Raw genomic sequence first — 17,280 nt, forward strand, 5'->3', positions numbered from 1 at the left:
TAGATATATTTGATGGGATATTAAAAAATCTAATAACAAAGAACTTAAATATGGGTGAAACGATGAGTGATCTGAAAGCAATGAATGAATTAAACGAGGCATTTGCAAATAGAAAAGACCAACTCTACAAACAAAAAGAAGAAGGAAGAAAAGTATTTGGACTTTTCTGTTCATTTGTGCCAATTGAATTGATTTTAGCTGCTAATGGGATCCCTGTAGGTTTATGTGGAGGTAAAGACACAACAATTCCTGCTGCAGAAGAGGATTTACCAAGAAATCTCTGTCCGTTAATAAAATCATCTTATGGATTCAAAAAAACAAAATCCTGTCCATATTTTGAAGCTGCAGATATTGTTATTGGAGAAACCACCTGCGATGGAAAGAAGAAAATGTTTGAGCTCATGGAAAAAATGATTCCAATGCATGTAATGCACCTACCACACTTCAGAGATGAAAGATCAGCTAAACTTTGGCTAGATGAAGTTAAAGACCTTAAAAAAATGATTGAAGAAATCACAGGAAACGAAATTACCGAAGAAAAACTTAAAGAAGCAATAGACAAAGTAAATAAAATGAGAAAATTATTCTACAAGATCTACAAACTGAGGGCTAAAACTCCAACACCAATTAAAGGTACCGAAGCATTAAGATTATTCCAACTGGCCTACTTACTAGATATCGATACTTTAATACCTATCTTAGAGAAGTTGGTAAAAGAGCTGGAAGAAAAAGTTGAGAAAGGGGAAGGTTACGAAGGAAAAAGAATTTTGATATCTGGCTGCCCAATGGTTGCAGGTAACACAAAAATCGTTGATATAATAGAGGAAGTTGGTGGAGTTGTTGTAGGTGAAGAAAGCTGCACTGGAACAAGACAGTTTGAAAACTTAGTTGAAGGCTACGATCTAGAAAAATTGGCTGAAAGATACTTTAAAATACCATGTGCCTGCATATTCAAAAACGATAATAGAATTAAAAGAATAAAAGAGCTCGTAAAAGAGCTAAATGCTGATGGTGTAGTTTACTACACATTACAATACTGCCACACATTTAACGTGGAAGGGGCAAGAGTTGAAGAAGAGCTTAAAAAAGAAGGTATTCCAATCATTAGAATTGAAACCGATTATTCAGAAAGTGACAAAGAACAGTTAAAAACAAGATTAGAAGCATTTATTGAAATGATTTAATTCTATTTATTTTTTACTTTTTACTTAGGTTTAAATAATTATATATTATGAAAATAGCATCGTTATAAAAAGAGAAAAAGAAAAAGAGATATTGGATTTTAAAAAATTATGGAAAATAAAGTAATTGGGAAGAATTGTATAGATTTTACATCGTCAAAGATTTTCAGTTAGTGCCCAAATGATAATTTAATCCCTTATTATTTTAACCCCTTTCTTTTTAGCCAATTCTTGAGCTGGTTTCGTAAATTTAACCCTTTTACTAACATAAAATACTGGTTTTGCTCCGATTTTATTTGATTTTTTAACATGTTTTTCTATGTCATTACTTGTTAGTGTTTGTTTTCCACTTTTAACTTCAATAGCGTATTTTTTATTGCCTCTTTTTGCTATTACATCATATTCTGCTTTTTTGTATTGATTTAACCTTTTAACTGAATTTCTTTCTAATATTTTGTAACCTAATTTTTTCAATTTATTGGCTACGAGAGTTTCTTTTTTACTACCTTTTCTTTTAGCCATTTTATATCTCCAATAAAAATTTAGAAAGTTAAAGAGTAGCAGTGTGCATTACTTTCTTAAACCAATAAATACAGTTAAAAAACCTAAAGAAATTAATAATTTTATCCAATTTCACTGATCATTTTCATTAGAATTTTTATTATAATAATCATTAGTTCATTATAAGTTATTAGTTAAAAATATATGGGTAAAAACTACCATTACTGAGATTTTTCATCTTTCCTTTTAAACTCCTCTATAAAGGATACTTTTTCAATATCCAATCTCTTTAATATCTCATCGGCAACTACCTTTATAAGTACTCCTATATCCCTTAGGGGTATTAACATCTCTCCAGGTATAGTAATATTAACTTCTTTCTCTCTCACTTCAACTTTTATCTCTTCCATATTTAAACGAGGTATAAAGAGTTTTAACAATTCCTTTACCACATCTTCTGGTTTTTCCACTACTTCTTCTACCTTTAAGATATATTTTACAGTCTTTCCAGCCAATTCATGGTTGAAATCTACTAAAACTCTTCCCCCATTTATACTTACTACCCTACCTACCAGGTTATTTATTGTAACTGGCATACCTACAACTGGATTTATCTTATGCTTTTTAAACTCCCTAAGAGGTACCAGTCTAATTTTTGAAGGGTCTCTCTTACCAAAAGCCTTTTCAGGTGGTAGTTCTAACTCTTTTTCTTCTCCCACTTCCATCTCTAAAAGTGCTTCATCTAATCCTGGTATCAACATGCCCTGCCCCACTATAACAGTAATTGGGCCGTATCTAATTCCTGGATTGTATATTCCTTCCTCCTTTGCCAGCTCTTCATTGGTTGTATCGAAGAGTTTTCCATCTACGTATCCACTGTAAGACACCTTTACAATGGCTCCCTTTTCCATACTGACACCTTTTAGTTTATTTATTGAAAATTGATAAAATCCTAATGTGTTATAGTAGTATATATATTTTGTTAAATTAGATCTATATTACTATATTTAAATATATGGATATAGAATTAAAAAAATAAAAAAAGATGGTGCGCCAGTCGGGATTTGAACCCGAGTTGCTGGCTTGGAAGGCCAGAGTGATACCAGGCTACACCACTGGCGCAAACAACTTTATACTATTAAGTGCGGCCTCCGGGATTTGAACCCGGGTACCGGCCGTGGCAGGGCCGTATGATACCAGGCTACATCAAGGCCGCTTTTCCCCTCACCACAGGCAAAATATATAAAAGAAATTGTAATATATATAGATTACGATATAGTGCATAGATAGACACAGCCGAATTTATAGTTGTTATAAGTATTAAGAATTATTTTTGGAAAGAGATAATTATATATTATATAAGTTTTTATTTTTAAAATAAAAAATAAAAAGAATAAAAAGCTTCTACCTATCTTTTTCAGTGTTCAACATATTCTAAAGATATAAAAACCAGATTTATTTTTATGTTTGATCTCTTTTTATCTTTTATAATTTTGTTATTTTATAATTTATAATTAATAATAATTCCAATTTATTATTTTAATGGAAAAAGTTTTGTTACTTTTTATCCAGTCACTTTAACCTAAAAAAGTATCTCTGGAAATCCACTATCCTTCCATTCTTAACAGGTATGCCTTCAGATCTTAGAAGTTCTACCTTCTTATCAACGCCCATTATATAACCTCCTACCTCACCGTTGGATTTAACTACCCTGTGACATGGTATCTTTACTGGCTCAGGATTTCTACTTAGTAGCATCCCAACCAATCTATATCCTCTGATTCCAAGGGCTTCTGCAACCTCTTTGTAGGAGGTAACTTTTCCCTTCGGTATCTTACACACTAATCTATAGCATCTATCTCTCAGGGATGATCCTTCCATTTAAATCACTCCCTTCGTGCTTATTATCCCCTTCCTCTCATCCACCTGAGTGGCCATATCTAGAGCTACACCAAAGGCCTTAAAAAGAGCCTCTATCTTATGGTGTTCATTCTCTCCTTTTACCTCGAAGTGTATATTCATCCTTCCGCTGTTTGCAACAGACTGGAAAAAGTGTGTAACATTCTCTGTTGAAAAGTTCCCTATGCTACACCTATTTGGAATATACTCTCCAACAATATAGGGCCTTCCTCCTAGATCTATGGACACCGTAGCACGGGCTTCATCCATGGGAATGATGGCCCATCCAAATCTTTTTATATTCTTTCTCTCAATCTTGTTTAGAGCAAGGCCCAAAGTTATACCTACATCTTCTACAATGTGGTGATCATCCACTTCTAAGTCCCCTTCTGCATATATATAGAGATCAAAAGATCCATGTTTTGCAAAGGAGGAAAGCACATGATCAAAAAAAGGTATCTTTGTGGAGATTTCGTACTCTCCAGTACCGTCGATGTTTATAGTTAAAGTTATATTAGTTTCTTTAGTTTTCCTCTTAATCTCGAAGATTCTCAAGTTATCACCTATGGTTGTATCAAGCACCCTTTACTACAGTATCTGTTTTTGCACCTGTAAGATGAGAGGGCTCTTTTTACGCTATCTAGTGCTATATAACCAGCCTCGTGGAGTATAGTATCTCCCAGCTCCTTGTCGTACTCCATACTTCCTAAGCAAGGATAGTTGTGATGTGCATTGAAGATCTCTTCCTTTAACTCCTCTAAAGATTTTCCCCTAATCCTCTTTGAGATGTAGTATGTTTCACCACAGGGCGCAGATACTATTACCTTAGTATTCACCACCTTATGGTTCTCCACCTCTACCTCCATCTGAGGGTATCCTATCTTAAAGTATTCTATAAACTTATTAAGTACTTCTCTACCTTCCTTCTTCTTTAAGGAGCAGAAAGGCTTTGGATTTTCAAAATCTATCCCTAACTTTTCACAGCTCTTCTTTAAGAAGTTTCTCATGGAAAGAGATAGATCCTTAGGGCTTTCAGAGGGCACTATAAGTAGCTTATATCCTTTATCCTCCATCATATGGGGGATTTCGTAGAGAAGGTCCTCATGGAGTTGGGCCACTACCACATCTCCCCTGGGGATCTCTGGAAGATACTCAGAAGGATCTTCTATAAATACTTCTCTATCCACTGGAGGTATGACAATTCTCCCTACATCTTCTCTATAACTCCAATTTCCACGGCAGTTATAACAATCTTTACATATTCTACAAAAATCTTTATTATTTATTAGATGGTTGTAAAACCTCTCCATTCCTTTGTTATCTTCGTGATATATAAAGGTAAGTTTCATAATTTTTCACCATCTAAGCAGAATAAAAAAGATAACAATAGACAATATTAATAACAGGAAAATAGAAATTATCCCTCAACACTAACCCCATTCCTCATCCTTAGCCCATGCTACGTCAGAATGGTTAACCCAATGTTGAGGGCTATAGGGATTTTTACTGTACCCTGATCATCCCAAGGGAAACCCCCTGTCACAGGGCTCGCCCTAAAAATCCCTTAATTAAATATCCCTTCAATATCGAACCCGCTATCATCGCAAGGTAATACCCATGTGCTCCATGTGGGTCGGTTTATTGAAGGGTGCTATTTAATATTATCGAAATCTAATATATAAACTTTAACTCCTAATTAATTTAATAATTGTACTACTAACGGCTAAAAGAATCACAATAAAGACAATAATTATAATTATAAAATTTATAAAATTAAAAATCAAGATAGTTCAGTCCTTTTTCAGTTTAGTTTATTTTAATTTCCCTTTTAATCTCCTCTTCTTTAAGTAGGGCATCAATCCCCCATCCTTTAAAATCTCCATCATGAACTCTGGTAGTCTCTGGGCTTTCAACTCCACACCTGTTGTCATGTTTTTTACAACTCCTTTATTTAAATCCACCCTTAAGATATCTCCCTCTCTAACATGTTTTCTTATTCCCTTACACTCCAAAAGTGGGAGTCCTATATTTATAGCGTTTCTATAGAATATCCTTGCAAAACTTTCTGCAACAACTAAGGAAATACCTAAACCTTTCAACCCCATTGGTGCATGCTCTCTTGAACTCCCTGAACCGAAGTTCTTTCCTCCTACTATAATGTCTCCTTCTCTCGCCTTCCTGGGAAATTCAGGATCTACACCAGTCATAGCATACCTTGCTAACTCTTCTTCTGTGGTATATACTAAATATCTCGCTGGAAGAATGGCATCTGTATCTATGTTATCACCAAATACCCATGCTCTCCCTTCTATTATCCACTCCATACCATAACACCCCTTATATCTTTTCAATAATACTTTTTAGTATTTCCATATCACACTCTATTTCAATAGGTCTTTCACTAGCCCTTATGGCAGCATCTGGATCCTTCAGCCCGTTACCAGTTGTTACACATACGATCCTCTCATCCTTATCTATTATCCCCATCTCCAACAACTTCATAAGTCCTGCAATTGAAGCCGCAGATGCAGGTTCAACGAATATTCCTTCCTTCCTTGCAAGAAGTTTCTGAGCCTCTGTGATCTCCCTATCACTTACACTCTCTGCATAACCTCCAGAAGAATATATTGCATCTAAGGCCTTTGGATAGTTAACTGGATTCCCTATCCTTATTGCAGTTGCTATGGTCTCAGGATTCTCCACAGGTACTATACTCCTAGAATTTCTTTTAAATGCATCTACAATAGGTTTTGCCCCCTCTGCTTGAATACCTGTCATCTTTGGTAGATCTTCAATTATACCAGTCTCCTTAAACTCCTTAAACCCCTTCCATATCGCGCTTATATTTCCTGCATTTCCTACAGGCACTATAATCCTATCTGGTACCTTCCAATTTAACTGGTCACAGATCTCAAAGCCTATGGTTTTCTGTCCTTCCAATCTAAAGGGGTTTATAGAGTTAAGGAGGTAGAGTTTTCCGTCTTCAGCAAGTTTCCTTACCATCTCCAGTGCTTCGTCAAAGTTTCCCCTGATCTGGACCACCTTTGCACCGTAGAACATAGCCTGGGCAAGTTTTCCAAGGGCTACCTTTCCCCCTGGAAGTAGCACTATACATTTCTTTCCAGCCCTTGCAGAGTATGCTGCGAGGGAGGCAGAGGTATTCCCGGTAGAAGCACAGCCAACAACATCTATACCTAATTCTTCTGCCTTAGTTACCCCCACAGTCATACCCCTGTCTTTAAAACTTCCAGTTGGATTAGCACCTTCGTTTTTTACATAGAGTTCTTTTAATCCCAATTCCTCACCTAGGTTCTTACACCTATACAGAGGGGTACCTCCTTCCTGAAGGGATACTATCTTCTCCAGATTTTCTACAGGGAGATACTCCAAATATCTCCAAACCCCAATCTCTCTCTTTCTAAGACTCTCTTTAGATACCTTATCCTTAATCTCCTCGTAATCGTAAACTATCTCCAATAACCCTCCACATCGACAGGTGTATATTATATCATCTATGTGATACTCTTTCCCACAGAATATACATTTCTGTATCATCATACCCCCTACATACAAGTATAAAATTTTTAAAAATTTTTAATATATTTAAAATTATAATAACAACTTTCAAGATAGGATTTGAATTTATATAATTAATCTAGTATTTATACTACTTACAAATAACTAACAATTTATAAAATTTTTTCGGTGGTTGTATGAATACTGATAGATTGGTAAAGGAGATACTAAAGAAAATACCTAAGGAAGAACTCGAAAGGAGAATAGAAAAAAAGATAAAGGAAAGTGGTGGATTGATAAGTAGAGAAGCTGCAATCTCCATTATAGCCAGTGAATTAAATATAGACATAAATGATTATGTAGACGAAGAGGAGTTCAACTTCTCTATAATGGATATATCTGAGGGGCAGAGTAACGTAGAGGTAACTGGAAAGATAGTAGATATATCAGATATAAGGGAGTTCAGGAAAAGGGATGGATCCCTGGGGAAGGTAAGGAATATCACAATCGCCGACAACACGGGGGCTATTAGATTAACACTTTGGAATGACAAGGTGGAATTAGTGGAGGATTTAGAGGTAGGGGATGTAGTTAGAATAGAGAATGCCTATGTAAGGAAGTGGAAGGATAGAATAGAGTTAAGTAGTGGAATTAACTTCACAATAGAAAAACTTGAAAAATACAGGGAGGAAAATTATCCTGAAATAAAGGAAATATATAGTGTAAGAGAGCTTATGCCAGATATGAGAGTTAGGGTAAAGGGGAAGGTTATCACAGTCTATGAGAAAAAAGAGTTTAAAAGGAAAGATGGTACTTCTGGAAAGGTGAAAGCCTTTATATTAAGAGATGATACTGGAATAGTGAGATGTACTCTCTGGGACGATCTAAGTGAAGTAGAGTTAAACACTGATGATGTAGTAGAAGTTAAGGGATACGTTAGGAAAGGGTTGAGGGGGTTAGATATACAAGTAGATAGTATAGAGATTCTGAAGAAGGGAGAAACTATAGAGAGCCCTATTGTAGATACATCCCAACTACCTAACTATATTGGGGAGATAATATCTATAAGAGGGAGGATTCTCCGTATATTTCCTACAAGGACTGTTAAATTTGATGACAGAGAAAGAAAAGTGCAGGATGTTATACTGATGGATAAATATGGAAAAGTTAGAGTATCCTTCTGGGGCGGAAATATCCAGAAGTTGAAAAATGTAAAAGAAGGAGATACTGTACTTATCAAGCACTGTAAGGTAAAATCTTACCTTACACCAGAAGGAGAAGAGTTTATCACTCTCTCAGCTCAGTCCTACTCTGAGGTTGTAAAGGATGATACTGTAGAAGTCCCAGACTTCCCTGAAAAGTTGATTAAAATAGGAGATATCAAATACTTAGATGAGAAGTTTAAAAGGGATGTTACCACAGTTGGAAGGGTAATAGATATCCAAGATATTAGGGAGTTTAAAAGGGAGGATGGTAGTACTGGAAAGGTGAGAAATATTGTGATTGAGGATGAAACTGGTAAAATAAGAGTGGTACTCTGGGATGAGAATGCCACCATAGATATAAAGGAAGGAGATATAGTAAAGATAATAAATGGGTATATAAGGGAGAATAGAGGAGTTATGGAGTTAAATGTAGGTAGGTATGGAAAGGTGATAGTAAATCCGGAAAACGTAGTTGTAGATATAAAGAGAAAGTTTATAGGGGATCTGGAAATAGGGGATAGTGCCGAGATCAGGGGTACAGTTGTGGGTTATATAAAGCAAGATCTTATCCTGTACCTCTGTCCTCACTGTAATAGGAGAACTACTCTCAATGAGGAAGGTAGGTATATATGTGATAAATGTGGAGAAGTAGAACCAAGAGAGGTACCGGTAGGAGCATTGATTTTAGACGATGGTACGGGAAACATACTCTGTAGGCTCTACGGATCAGTGGTGGAGAAGGTGTTGAATACGTCAAGAGAGGAATTAAAAAATATGGAGGTAGTAGTGTTTGAGAGAATCTTAGGAGAGGAGTATGTATTCAGTGGTACGGTAAATAACAGATCGGAGTTCATAGTTAGAGGAGTATTAAGTTTCAACATTGATAAAGAGATAGAACTTCTTAAAAAAATTAAAGATAGTATGATGTAATTTTATAAAGGGGTATAAAGGGGTGGAAAAATGGATGTTCCATGGGTTGAGAAATACCGTCCAAAGAGACTGGATGAAATCACAGGGCATGAAGAAATTGTAAAGAGGTTAAAGAACTACGTTAAAAGAAAATCTCTTCCCCACCTATTGTTCAGTGGACCTCCAGGAGTGGGAAAAACCACTGCAGCTCTATGTTTAGCTAGAGAGTTGTTTGGAGAGGAAAACTGGAGAGACAACTTCTTAGAGTTGAACAGTTCCGACGAGAGAGGTATAGATGTAATAAGGACTAAGGTTAAAAACTTTGCAAGGACTAAGCCTATTGGAGACGCTCCATTTAAGATAATCTTCTTAGATGAGAGTGATGCCCTTACAAGTGACGCTCAGAATGCTCTGAGGAGAACTATGGAAATGTATTCAGATGTCTGTAGGTTTATACTAAGCTGTAATTATCCAAGTCGTATCATTCCACCTATACAGTCAAGATGTGCTATATTTAGGTTCTCCCCATTGAAGAAAGAGGATATCGCAAAGAAAATTAAGGAGATATGTGAAAAGGAGGGTCTTACCATAGATAATAAGGGCTTAGATGCAATAATATACGTATCTGAAGGGGATCTTAGAAAGGCTATTAACGTACTACAGACGGCGGCAAGTGTATCTAAGAATATCACAGATGAGATAGTCTATAAAGTATCTTCCAGAGCCAGGCCTACCGAGATCCGTCAGATGATGAATTTGGCTTTAGAGGGTAAATTTAACGAGGCTAGGGATCTCCTATACAAACTTATGATAGACTGGGGTATGAGTGGAGAGGATGTACTGGTGCAGATGTTCAGAGAGATTCCAAACTTGGATATAGATGAGAGAAAAAAGGTGGCAGTCCTCGAGGCTATTGGAGAGTGTGATTTTAGGATAGTAGAAGGTGCCAACGAGAGAATACAACTTAGTGCACTACTAGCTAAGCTTGGAATGTTAGGTGGTAACTAAAATAATAATAACATAAAAATAATAATTACGTAAATTTTATAATCTAATTTTGCTTATTAAATAAAGTAAAAAATATAAGGAGGAGGAGTGGAAATTGCAGGGACTAAGAAGGATAGTATTGGATGTTCTAAAAACTCATGAACCTAAACTAACAGATTTGGCTCTAAAGTTATGTAATTTAGAAGGAGTAGATGGAGTAAATATAACGGTCCATGAGATAGACAAATCTACAGAGAATATTAAAATTACCATAGAAGGAAATATGTTAAATTACGAGGAAATAAGGAAGGTTGTGGAATCTATGAACGGAGTGATACACAGTATAGACGAAGTAGCAGCAGGTAAGAAGATAATCAATGAGGTAAAAACACCTCAAGATAGGAAGTATTTCTAATTAAAATAATTCAAGGGTCTATATGAAAGTATCAGATAAGGATAAGCTAAATTTAATAAAGAGATACTACAAGGAATACTTTAGAGATGCTGTGAAAAATAGATGGTTAGAGGTTCCAGAGGATATACGGCATAGGGAAATAGGGTATGGGTATCTAAAAAAGGTTGACAACAGAAACCTCTCCTTCAACTCTGAGGACGAGTATCTAAGGTGGGTTTTAGATAGGGCTCCCCTTCACCTCTATAAATCCCTAGCCTATATGAAGTATCCCAGTTCAGTGGGAGGTGCTCAGAAGAAGGGAATTTTCAGGAGAGAATTAGCCTTTGATATAGATGTCCATGGAGGGAAGAGATGTACTCATAAGGACGATGGATGGTTATGTAATCACTGTTTGGAAGAGGGAAAGAATCAAGTCTTTACACTTATAGATGAATTTCTAATTCCAGATTTTGGTCTCTCTAAGGAGGATCTGAGGATAGTATTTAGTGGAAACAGAGGATATCATATCTACATAAAGCCGAGGGATGGAGATATAAGGGATACTATTGAACACTGGAGTAGGGAAGAGAGAAGGTGTCTTATAGAGTATATCTTAGGGAAGAATCTAAATTTAAACTATGTAGGAAGTGGTTGGAAGAGAAGGATACTTAGTGCTATAAAAAATAAGAAGTTGTTGGCACAGTTAAAAAGGAGTAATAACTGGAAAAGTATTATAGAAAGGAAAAACGAAAGAGAGAAAAAGAGGATATTAAATATAATAGAGAGTGTTAAAAATAGATTAGAGTTAGATGAAAAGGTGATGGAAGACGACATCAGATTATTAAGGGTTATAGGATCTCTACATGGATATACAGGTTTTATTGTTAAGGAGGTAAATTACAACTCTCTGGAATATTTCGATCCCCTTAGGGATGCAGTGTATCCTAAGTTTAACAGGGAGTATTATAACATTAAGATAAAAGAGAAGATAGATCCCTTAAGGATAGGAGATAACCTCTTCACCTATAAAAGTAGGGAAGTACCTGTAAGTGTAATACTCTATCTCTTTGGCCATAGTGTAAATTTTGAGATCTTGGAATAGGTTATCCTATATTTTTTCAAATTAAAAATAACAATTGTTATTTTTATTATTATATTTACAGAATTTTGATAGAAACTTAGATCTTGTTACAAGCTATACAATAATACTAATGTGAAAAGATGAAAAACTTAAAAAGGATAGTAGTGGCAGGTACTTCTTCCATGGTTGGTAAGACACTTATATCCACTGGAATAATGAAAGCACTATCTAAAAGATACAATGTACAACCTTACAAGGTAGGGCCAGATTACATAGATCCAACGTATCACACCACCGCAACTGGCAACTACAGTAGGAACTTAGATTCATTTTTTATGGATAGGTGGCAGATAAGAGAGCTGTTCTGGAGGAACTCCAGGGGGAAGGACATAAGTATTATAGAAGGCGTTAGAGGGCTGTACGAAGGTATATCCCCTTACAACGATGTAGGTTCTACCGCTTCTATAGCCAAGGCCCTGAGAGCTCCTGTAATATTAATAGTAGATGCTCGGAGTTTAACAAGGAGTGCTGTCGCAATTATTAAGGGATTTAGAATTTTTGATAGGGAAGTGGAGATTAAAGGGGTTATATTCAACAAGGTTAGAAATGAGAATCACTACAGAAAATTAAAAGATGCTGTATCTTACTATATCCCGGATATAGAGGTAATGGGGGGAATACCCAGGGATGAAAATCTAGAAGTGCCTCAGAGACATCTTGGCCTTATTCCAACACCTGAAGGTAGAGAGAAAATAAAAAAATATATAAATCTTTGGAGCCTCTTAGTTGAGGAGTATTTGGATTTAGAGAAGTTATTGGAGATAGGTGACAGTATAGACTTTGAAGATAGGGGTGGAGAATACACTAAACTGTGGCATGTAGATAAAAGGAGATGTACCATAGGAGTAGCCTACGATGAAGCCTTTAACTTCTATTACTGGGATACTTTTGATGCCTTAAGAGAGAACGGCGGGAATATTAAATTATTTAGTCCATTGAGGGATGCTGAAGTTCCTAACTGTGATGTGCTCTACTTCGGTGGAGGATATCCTGAGATATTTGCAAGGAAGTTAAACAGTAACAGATCTATGATAGAGTCTATAAGGAACTTTGACGGTAAGATCTACGGGGAGTGTGGTGGTCTTATGTATCTAAGTAGATCTATAGATGGGATTGAGATGGTGGGGTTGTTGGAGTGTGATAGTATGATGACTAAAGAGGTGCAGGGGTTAAGTTATGTAATCGGCTCCTTCTTAGAGAACTGTCCTATCGGTAAAAAAGGTGTTACTTTCAGAGCCCACGAGTTTCACTACTCGAAGGTTGTTAAGATCAGAGGGAAATTTGCCTATAAGATAGAGAGGGGCAGAGGTATAGTAGATGGTATGGACGGATTACTCTCTCCAGATGGCAGAGTACTTGGAGGTTATGCACATCAGCACCCTGTTGCCAATCCCTACTTTGCCTCTTCCTTAGTTGATTGTTAAAGCTTATATAATATAAAGATAATATACTTATTACGCAGTTGATCTGAGATGATACTGCGAAGACAGGCCCACCTATACGGCGGTCGTATAGAGTAGCCACGGGGCTTCGATGAATATACGATTTCCAAGGGTGGGTATATCTCTCTGTCTTGACAATTTTTTATTTTTTTATTTTTTTATTAACTATTTTTTTGAAAAGTGTAAATATATCCTCAATCTCCTTCCTCAGACTTATTATAATAAATCCTATCCAAGATTAATATCATTAGAAATCCTGTAAGCATAAAACCATATGAAAAATAAAAAGTTGAAGATATTATTATTTGTTCATCTTTTTTACCACTTTTCTTTTAATATTAATGTTTCTAGGGGATATCTATGGAAAATGTAGAAAATCTAGAGAAAAAATTACGCCCAAAGGGTGAAGTATCTATAATTGGATGTGGTAGGTTGGGAATTCGTGTTGCAATGGATCTGATGGAAGTTCATAGGGGAGGGCCTGAAAAGATATATCTATTTGACGGAGCAAAGATAGAGAGGGATGATATTGTTCATAGAAGACTTGGAGGAAAGGTTGGGGATTACAAGGTTAAATTCTTAGAAGAGTTTTACAGTGAGAAGGTTGTAGGGATCCCTGAATACATAACCTTAGATAACCTACATTTAATAAAGGGTGATGTTGTTATAATATGCATAGCTGGAGGAGATACTATCTCAATAAGATATAAAATAATAGAGTACTGTAAAGAGAGAGGAATAAAAACTATAGGTACAGATGGGGTTTTTGGTATAGAGGAGAAGGTTAAAGTCTCAGATGCCAAATATACAAGAGGTCCTGCAAGGTATCTCAACCTTAAAGAGGAAGGACATACTGTTGTAGGTACTGGGAAATACATAAAAGACGGGGAACCTATAACCCCCTATATCTTAGATGAGATAGGGAGGAAGATGGTAATAGAATGTTTGAAGGTTCTAAACAGTATATACAGATGAGGGATGAAAATGAATATAGTAGAGAGAATAAATAAACTAAAAAGGGAAAAAAACGCTATAATACTAGCCCACAACTACCAACCTGAGGAGATCCAGAGAGTTGCAGATTTTACAGGGGATTCCTTAGAACTGTGTAGGATGGCTGAGAAGACAGATGCAGATATTGTGATATTCTGTGGTGTAGATTTCATGGCTGAGACTGCAAAGATATTGAATAAAGATAAAAAAGTACTGATACCTGAGATCAAAGATACAGAGTGTCCCATGGCTCATCAACTATCCCCCGAGATGTTAATAGAGGCTAAAAAGAGACATCCTAATGCTAAAGTAGTAATATATATAAACACCCTTTCCAAGGCAAAGGTACTAGCAGATGGAGTATGTACTTCTGCAAATGCCCATATAGTGGTTAACTCCTTTGAAGAAGACGAGATCATATTTGGGCCAGATAGGAATCTTGGGTACTATGTGGAAAAGAGTACTAAGAAGAAGATAATCACAGTGCCTAAAGACGGCCACTGCTACGTACATAAGAAGTTTACAGTTGAGGATATATTGAAGGCTAAGGAGAAGTATCCAAATGCCCAGGTTTTAGTACATCCTGAGTGTGATCCTGAGGTACAGGAGATGGCAGATTACGTTTATAGTACAGGAGGTATGGTTAAACACGTCCTTAACTCTCCTGAAAAGGAGTTTATAATAGGTACAGAGGTAGATATGATAACTAGATTGAAGATAGAGTTAGAGAAAAAGAGGGAAAAAAAGAAATTGATACCTCTAAGGGAGGATGCTATCTGCGAACCTATGAAAAAGATAACCCTTGAGAAGTTAGAGAGGTGTTTAGTGGAAGAGAAGTACGAAGTTGTATTGGATGAAGAAATAATAGAGAGAGCTAAGAGAGCTATTGACTATATGCTCTCTATAGGTAGAGAGCGTAAGAAGTAATAAGATTTTATTGATTTTATTAATATTTTATTAATTTTTATTTTTATTAATATAATATTAATGAACACCATTAAATATCAGGATGTCTCTAAACACTTAGATAGATGAGATAGAAAAACCCCTAATTCTTATTTCTCCCACTGCGGAGAATAGCATCATCTGTTAGGTTTAACCATGATTCATATCTAGGATTTTAGGTCCTATTAAAATGATCTTTTCCGTCTCTAAAGTATGGCTTTTTCAGTTATAACTTTTTATCTTTTAGAATTTAGATACTCCTCTACTTTCTCTGCAAGGGTTTCATATATCCATCTTAGCTTGTCCTTATTTCTCTCTAAGAGTGTAGATCTAAATCCATAGAGAGGAGTGTTAAAAGAAGATAAGGGTACTATACAGATGCCAGTGGATGCCAGGAGGTAGTATGTAAACTTCATATCTTCAGGTTTATCTTTTGAAATATTCTCTATATACTTCCTAAGTTCCCTATTCTCTACTTCCAGATAGTTGTTATTTAAATAATCTCTCTCAAATACTACCCCCATATAGAAGGCTCCACAGGTTTTATTCACAATAAGGCCATCAATAGATTTTAACTTCCTATATGCAACATTGGAGGCCCACTGGTAGTATTTCCTCCTCTCCTCCAAATACCTCTGAAACCTTGAATCACTCATAACTTTCGGTATCACCTTTTGAGGTAGTGTGGTGGAACATACTTCTATCATCTTAAATTTACATATACTTTCGATGTACTTTTTAAATACTTCATCCCTATCAGCGTTGTATACCTCTATCCAGCCACACCTAGCACCAGGCCAGGGGAATTCCTTGGATATTCCTTTTAAGGATATTCCACAGACGTCGTCTATAACCTTAGATAGATAAACGTGTTTCTTTCCATTATATACCAAGTTGTGGTATATTTCATCACACAGTACAAAGAGGTCGTACTCGTTGGCAATATCTACGATCTCATCTAATACTTTTTTTGGATAGACTGCACTTGTAGGATTACCTGGATTTATCACAAGTATTCCAGACACTACAGGGTTGTACTTAACTTTGTTTCTGAGGTCATCTAGATCTGGATACCAACTGTTTCTCTCATCTAATATATAGGTTAAAGGATGGCATCTAGCATGGAGGCCCTCTGCAGAGGAGTGAGTAGGATAAGCAGGAGAAGGCCCTATAATCCTAGCTTCCTTTTTCAACAGGCCGTATATCTTGGTAATAGCATCTCCAAGGCCGTTAAAAAAGATGATATCTTCAGGGGTTATCTGGACTCCATTCTTTTTGTTGTTCTCTTCTGCGAGAAACTCTCTAGTCTCTAACAGCCCCTTAGTTGGACAGTAGAGATAGGAATCATCCTCCATCACAGTCTCTGCTATGATTTCTTTTATCCACTGAGGTATTTTCTCTCCTTTTATTATAGGATCTCCGATATTTTCCCAGATAATTTCAATCCCATGACTCTTAACCTTTTTTGCAACTTCCACTATTTCTCTTATCTCGTAGGTTAACTCACTGACACCTTCATGTACAATATCCACCCTCATTATCATCACTTTTCACTGTTTTAATAGAGTTCTATTTTATAGGCATATACTGTTAAACAGACACTTATCTAATGGAAAAAAGAAGTTATTGTATATAAATATTTTTAAAGTAATTTTTTAATAGGATGGTATTTTAGAAATTAATGTAACCAGGATTAAGGATCCTATAGATGGATCTCAATGATTGTTAAAAATATTAAAAGAGCAGAAAAGTTAATCTGAGCTACCCTGAGAATTAGGGAGTAATAATCACCTTACTTAGTTATATTTCTTTAAAGATGTATATATAGAGAACTTTTCTCCTTTTTTGTTTTTATCTTATATTTATATGAAATTATAATAATAAACAAAAATAACATAATTATTTTTTGTTTATACTTAACTTATTTTTAAACACTACTACTTTTGATGAGAATTAAAGATTGTTATTATTTTTTTATATCCATCTGCCTTTAAATGGATAGAATATCTCTCTGAAAAAGTTGGATATTCAAATATTCCAGATGTGTTGGAGTTTTACTACAATTTAGGGTGGCTCTCTGACAGAGCAGTGTTGGATCTACTGAAGTTCTTAAAGGGTATCAGATCCGGAATTGAAGAAGAAGAGGAAAAGTATTTTAATATAATTA

The 17,280-nt window shown here is 35.7% G+C and carries 16 protein-coding genes, 2 tRNA genes and 1 pseudogene; 9 read left to right on the forward strand and 10 right to left on the reverse strand.

Annotated elements, in window-relative coordinates; translation table 11 throughout:
- Nucleotides 1-62: 62 nt before the first annotated feature.
- On the forward strand, nucleotides 63-1,184 hold the full coding sequence (locus MHHB_RS05795) for a double-cubane-cluster-containing anaerobic reductase (RefSeq protein WP_131007715.1): 1,122 nt from the start codon (nucleotides 63-65) through the stop codon (nucleotides 1,182-1,184).
- 186 nt (nucleotides 1,185-1,370) lie between these two features.
- On the opposite strand, the gene MHHB_RS05800 is transcribed toward MHHB_RS05795, so the two are convergent.
- From MHHB_RS05800 to thrC, 9 genes are all read right to left on the reverse strand, one after another.
- Complete coding sequence (locus tag MHHB_RS05800; protein ID WP_131007716.1) at nucleotides 1,371-1,703, reverse strand: YraN family protein; 333 nt, start codon at nucleotides 1,701-1,703, stop codon at nucleotides 1,371-1,373.
- Between the two features lie 200 nt (nucleotides 1,704-1,903).
- On the reverse strand, nucleotides 1,904-2,593 hold the full coding sequence (locus MHHB_RS05805) for a peptidylprolyl isomerase (protein ID WP_131007717.1): 690 nt from the start codon (nucleotides 2,591-2,593) through the stop codon (nucleotides 1,904-1,906).
- 135 nt (nucleotides 2,594-2,728) lie between these two features.
- Nucleotides 2,729-2,804 (reverse strand) — tRNA-Gly (locus MHHB_RS05810).
- Nucleotides 2,805-2,825: 21 nt separating this feature from the next.
- Nucleotides 2,826-2,898 (reverse strand) — tRNA-Gly (locus tag MHHB_RS05815).
- Between the two features lie 356 nt (nucleotides 2,899-3,254).
- Nucleotides 3,255-3,563, reverse strand: coding sequence for an MGMT family protein (locus MHHB_RS05820; RefSeq protein WP_131007718.1), 309 nt, complete (start codon nucleotides 3,561-3,563; stop codon nucleotides 3,255-3,257).
- Nucleotides 3,564-4,136 carry an imidazoleglycerol-phosphate dehydratase HisB gene (gene hisB, locus MHHB_RS05825; RefSeq protein WP_131007719.1) on the reverse strand — a complete coding sequence of 191 codons (573 nt, stop codon included), beginning with the start codon at nucleotides 4,134-4,136 and terminating at the stop codon, nucleotides 3,564-3,566. It lies immediately after the preceding gene.
- A gap of 8 nt (nucleotides 4,137-4,144) precedes the next feature.
- Nucleotides 4,145-4,930 carry a DUF166 domain-containing protein gene (locus MHHB_RS05830; RefSeq protein WP_131007720.1) on the reverse strand — a complete coding sequence of 262 codons (786 nt, stop codon included), beginning with the start codon at nucleotides 4,928-4,930 and terminating at the stop codon, nucleotides 4,145-4,147.
- Nucleotides 4,931-5,392: 462 nt separating this feature from the next.
- Nucleotides 5,393-5,905 carry a 3-isopropylmalate dehydratase small subunit gene (locus tag MHHB_RS05835; protein WP_131007721.1) on the reverse strand — a complete coding sequence of 171 codons (513 nt, stop codon included), beginning with the start codon at nucleotides 5,903-5,905 and terminating at the stop codon, nucleotides 5,393-5,395.
- A 13-nt stretch (nucleotides 5,906-5,918) separates the two neighbouring features.
- The gene (thrC, locus tag MHHB_RS05840) at nucleotides 5,919-7,136 is read right to left on the reverse strand and encodes a threonine synthase (protein ID WP_131007722.1); all 1,218 of its coding nucleotides are present in this window, start codon (nucleotides 7,134-7,136) and stop codon (nucleotides 5,919-5,921) included.
- 158 nt (nucleotides 7,137-7,294) lie between these two features.
- Between thrC and MHHB_RS05845 the strand changes: the two genes are divergently transcribed.
- From MHHB_RS05845 to nadA, 7 genes are all read left to right on the forward strand, one after another.
- Nucleotides 7,295-9,232, forward strand: a complete 1,938-nt coding sequence (locus MHHB_RS05845; protein ID WP_131007723.1) for an OB-fold nucleic acid binding domain-containing protein — start codon at nucleotides 7,295-7,297, stop codon at nucleotides 9,230-9,232.
- A 30-nt stretch (nucleotides 9,233-9,262) separates the two neighbouring features.
- The gene (locus tag MHHB_RS05850) at nucleotides 9,263-10,219 is read left to right on the forward strand and encodes a replication factor C small subunit (protein WP_131007724.1); all 957 of its coding nucleotides are present in this window, start codon (nucleotides 9,263-9,265) and stop codon (nucleotides 10,217-10,219) included.
- Nucleotides 10,220-10,313: 94 nt separating this feature from the next.
- Nucleotides 10,314-10,613: a DUF211 domain-containing protein gene (locus MHHB_RS05855; protein WP_131007725.1), complete on the forward strand. Its 300-nt coding sequence runs from the start codon at nucleotides 10,314-10,316 to the stop codon at nucleotides 10,611-10,613.
- 22 nt (nucleotides 10,614-10,635) lie between these two features.
- The gene (priS, locus tag MHHB_RS05860; RefSeq protein ID WP_131007726.1) at nucleotides 10,636-11,694 is read left to right on the forward strand and encodes a DNA primase catalytic subunit PriS; all 1,059 of its coding nucleotides are present in this window, start codon (nucleotides 10,636-10,638) and stop codon (nucleotides 11,692-11,694) included.
- Nucleotides 11,695-11,813: 119 nt separating this feature from the next.
- Entirely contained in the window at nucleotides 11,814-13,157 is a 1,344-nt protein-coding gene (cfbB, locus tag MHHB_RS05865; protein ID WP_131007727.1) for a Ni-sirohydrochlorin a,c-diamide synthase, read from the forward strand.
- A 378-nt stretch (nucleotides 13,158-13,535) separates the two neighbouring features.
- A complete protein-coding gene (locus tag MHHB_RS05870) occupies nucleotides 13,536-14,150 on the forward strand; it encodes a ThiF family adenylyltransferase (protein ID WP_131007728.1) in 615 nt (204 codons plus the stop codon).
- Nucleotides 14,151-14,159: 9 nt separating this feature from the next.
- Nucleotides 14,160-15,095 (forward strand): quinolinate synthase NadA, encoded by a 936-nt coding sequence (gene nadA, locus MHHB_RS05875; RefSeq protein ID WP_131007729.1) that lies wholly within the window; start codon nucleotides 14,160-14,162, stop codon nucleotides 15,093-15,095.
- A 254-nt stretch (nucleotides 15,096-15,349) separates the two neighbouring features.
- Here nadA and MHHB_RS05880 read toward each other — a convergent pair whose 3' ends face one another.
- Nucleotides 15,350-16,651, reverse strand: a complete 1,302-nt coding sequence (locus tag MHHB_RS05880; RefSeq protein WP_131007772.1) for a pyridoxal phosphate-dependent aminotransferase — start codon at nucleotides 16,649-16,651, stop codon at nucleotides 15,350-15,352.
- A gap of 421 nt (nucleotides 16,652-17,072) precedes the next feature.
- On the opposite strand from MHHB_RS05880, the pseudogene MHHB_RS06585 reads away from it, so the two are divergent.
- Nucleotides 17,073-17,255: pseudogene (locus MHHB_RS06585) on the forward strand (FlaD/FlaE family flagellar protein); the annotation flags it as partial.
- Between the last annotated feature and the right edge of the window lie 25 nt (nucleotides 17,256-17,280).

Source organism: Methanofervidicoccus abyssi (assembly GCF_004310395.1).
In the GTDB taxonomy this organism is placed as follows: Archaea; AGJL01; Methanococci; order Methanococcales; family Methanococcaceae; genus Methanofervidicoccus; species Methanofervidicoccus abyssi.

What these genes read in the sequence shown, in the direction of transcription:
- MHHB_RS05795 (WP_131007715.1), top strand. Translation starts at nt 63, where the DNA reads ATGAGTGATCTGAAAGCAATGAATGAATTAAACGAGGCATTTGCAAAT.
- MHHB_RS05800 (WP_131007716.1), bottom strand. Translation starts at nt 1,703, where the DNA reads ATGGCTAAAAGAAAAGGTAGTAAAAAAGAAACTCTCGTAGCCAATAAA.
- MHHB_RS05805 (WP_131007717.1), bottom strand. Translation starts at nt 2,593, where the DNA reads ATGGAAAAGGGAGCCATTGTAAAGGTGTCTTACAGTGGATACGTAGAT.
- MHHB_RS05820 (WP_131007718.1), bottom strand. Translation starts at nt 3,563, where the DNA reads ATGGAAGGATCATCCCTGAGAGATAGATGCTATAGATTAGTGTGTAAG.
- MHHB_RS05830 (WP_131007720.1), bottom strand. Translation starts at nt 4,930, where the DNA reads ATGAAACTTACCTTTATATATCACGAAGATAACAAAGGAATGGAGAGG.
- MHHB_RS05835 (WP_131007721.1), bottom strand. Translation starts at nt 5,905, where the DNA reads ATGGAGTGGATAATAGAAGGGAGAGCATGGGTATTTGGTGATAACATA.
- thrC (WP_131007722.1), bottom strand. Translation starts at nt 7,136, where the DNA reads ATGATACAGAAATGTATATTCTGTGGGAAAGAGTATCACATAGATGAT.
- MHHB_RS05845 (WP_131007723.1), top strand. Translation starts at nt 7,295, where the DNA reads ATGAATACTGATAGATTGGTAAAGGAGATACTAAAGAAAATACCTAAG.
- MHHB_RS05850 (WP_131007724.1), top strand. Translation starts at nt 9,263, where the DNA reads ATGGATGTTCCATGGGTTGAGAAATACCGTCCAAAGAGACTGGATGAA.
- priS (WP_131007726.1), top strand. Translation starts at nt 10,636, where the DNA reads ATGAAAGTATCAGATAAGGATAAGCTAAATTTAATAAAGAGATACTAC.
- cfbB (WP_131007727.1), top strand. Translation starts at nt 11,814, where the DNA reads ATGAAAAACTTAAAAAGGATAGTAGTGGCAGGTACTTCTTCCATGGTT.
- MHHB_RS05870 (WP_131007728.1), top strand. Translation starts at nt 13,536, where the DNA reads ATGGAAAATGTAGAAAATCTAGAGAAAAAATTACGCCCAAAGGGTGAA.
- nadA (WP_131007729.1), top strand. Translation starts at nt 14,160, where the DNA reads ATGAATATAGTAGAGAGAATAAATAAACTAAAAAGGGAAAAAAACGCT.
- MHHB_RS05880 (WP_131007772.1), bottom strand. Translation starts at nt 16,651, where the DNA reads ATGAGGGTGGATATTGTACATGAAGGTGTCAGTGAGTTAACCTACGAG.